This is a genomic window from Rhodococcus sp. (in: high G+C Gram-positive bacteria), from assembly GCF_049286785.1.
Taxonomy (GTDB): domain Bacteria; phylum Actinomycetota; class Actinomycetes; order Mycobacteriales; family Mycobacteriaceae; genus Rhodococcus_F.
Genome location: NZ_JBAQEO010000760.1, coordinates 1 through 1,908, shown reverse-complemented (window position 1 = coordinate 1,908; position 1,908 = coordinate 1). Strand labels below are relative to the sequence as shown.

Genomic DNA, 1,908 nt, shown 5'->3' with positions numbered 1-1,908 from the left:
GGCGTGACGACGGCGTGTCCTTCGAGGTACCCACCTCACCGAAAACTACTCATCGCGGGGATCTGAGCTACCGCGGCCTTGTTGCACTATCTGCGCGGCTACGGCATTGAGTTTGGTGTTCGTTTGCTGGGAGAGCGCGGTGAGCAGTTCGAATGCGCGGACTGCGTCCACGTCGAACCGCTCCATGATCATTCCTTTCGCTTGACCGATGATGCCTCGGGTCAGCAACGCGGACTGCAACTGCTCTTCGGTCCTGCCGGCGTCGAGAGCCAATGCGGTACGACCACCGGCACCATCCGGCGCACCATTGTCTCGGTCCCCGCCCGGATAGCGTTCTCGGCCCGGCGCCTGACGCTGCACCTGCCGACAGACTGGCCGTGACCGCGACGTCGGTGGCGTGGTTAGGGGGACCGCCGTTCTCCGGCCAGCCCGTGCGCGCGGGCAGATGACGCCGAACGCGAACGGTTGGGCCGGCCGCGGTCCGGCTCCATCTGCGACTGGTGTCGACCACCGCGCTCCCGAGGTAGTGAGGACCGGCGGGCCGAGATGCGGAGGTCAACACGCTTCGTTCCATAGCAGCGCATCCGGTACCGCATCGCCCCAACCAACAGCTGCTTCAACAGCATCCGCCCTGATCGCCCGCGAGTGCTCGTATGAGCCAGACCATCCGGCGCCGGGCCGCAGGCCAGAGCGCGCAGAGGATCAGCAGGATCGCCGTGAGCGGGGCCAGCACGACGACGAAGTGCACCAGCAGGACATGCGCGGGTAGTCCGTTTGATTGTCGACACGTGTGGCTCCCTGTCGCCGTCACGGTGACGGACCTCGGTGATGGTTCCGGAATGGGTATCGGCTGGCTCGGACGCTCTGGTGAAGTTCATGCCAGCGGGCACTGTGGTCGAGCGGCCCGGCACACGGTGGCGTCCGGACTACGGTCCGCCCTTCGCGGCAGTCCCGGGTGACAGCGCGGCGTTGCAATCAGATGCCCGTGACCCCGGCGAGGTGACCGATGCCGTAGGTGACGACCATGGCCAGGGCGCCACCCAGGACGATTCGGGTGACCGTGCGGGCATGGCCGGCCCCGCTCAGGTACGCGCTGAGGTTTCCGGTCAGCGCGAGTGCGAGCAGGACCGCGCCGAACGTGACAGGGATCCGTACCGACGCCGGTGTCAGCGTGACCGCCAGCAGCGGAAGCAGAGCACCAATTGTGAATGCGACCGCGGACGCCAGCGCCGCATGCCACGGGTTGGTCAGCTCGTCCGGGTCGATCCCCAGTTCGGCATCGACATGCGCTGCGAAGGCATCGTGAGCGGTGAGTTCTTCGGCGACCGTTTGTGCAGTGGTCGAGGTGAGGCCTTTGCCTCGGTAGATGGCGGCAAGCTCCGCCAGTTCCTCCTCCGGGCTCTCGAGTAGTTCACGGCGTTCCTTGGCCAACAGTGCCCGCTCACTGTCACGCTGCGAACTGACCGAAACGTACTCACCGAGCGCCATCGCCACCGCGCCCGCAGTCAGACCTGCGATGCCAGCAGTGACGACAGTGCCGGTCTCGGTTGTCGCCGCCGTCACGCCAACAACAATGCCGGCCACCGACACAATGCCGTCGTTGGCGCCGAGCACGGCTGCCCGCAGCCAATTCAACCGCGACGACAACCCCGAACTGTGCGGCTCCTGCGCGTGTAGCCCCTGAACCCCGACCGCAGCATCCCTGGTACCTGTGTTCATGCCGCAGAGGGTAAGGGTCCCACGGGCCTGTCCGCCAGCAATGACAGCCTCACCGAAGTGACGCCTTCTTTCCTGTCAATTATCAAGTATGGCAAGGCTTTCCACAGTGATTCGAGCCACAGATGTGGCCTTGCCGGCGGTCGCCGCAGCGTCGTCATCACAAGGGCGCGGCCAGTTTCAGCCGTATTC

At 65.7% G+C, this 1,908-nt stretch carries 2 protein-coding genes; both read right to left on the bottom strand.

Annotation, left to right across the window (positions count from 1 at the left end; genetic code table 11):
- Window positions 1-45: 45 nt before the first annotated feature.
- On the bottom strand, window positions 46-240 hold the full coding sequence (locus tag WAW17_RS27465; RefSeq protein ID WP_422336021.1) for an ANTAR domain-containing protein: 195 nt from the start codon (window positions 238-240) through the stop codon (window positions 46-48).
- Window positions 241-975: 735 nt separating this feature from the next.
- Window positions 976-1,719, bottom strand: coding sequence for a VIT1/CCC1 transporter family protein (locus WAW17_RS27460; protein ID WP_422336020.1), 744 nt, complete (start codon window positions 1,717-1,719; stop codon window positions 976-978).
- Window positions 1,720-1,908: the final 189 nt, after the last annotated feature.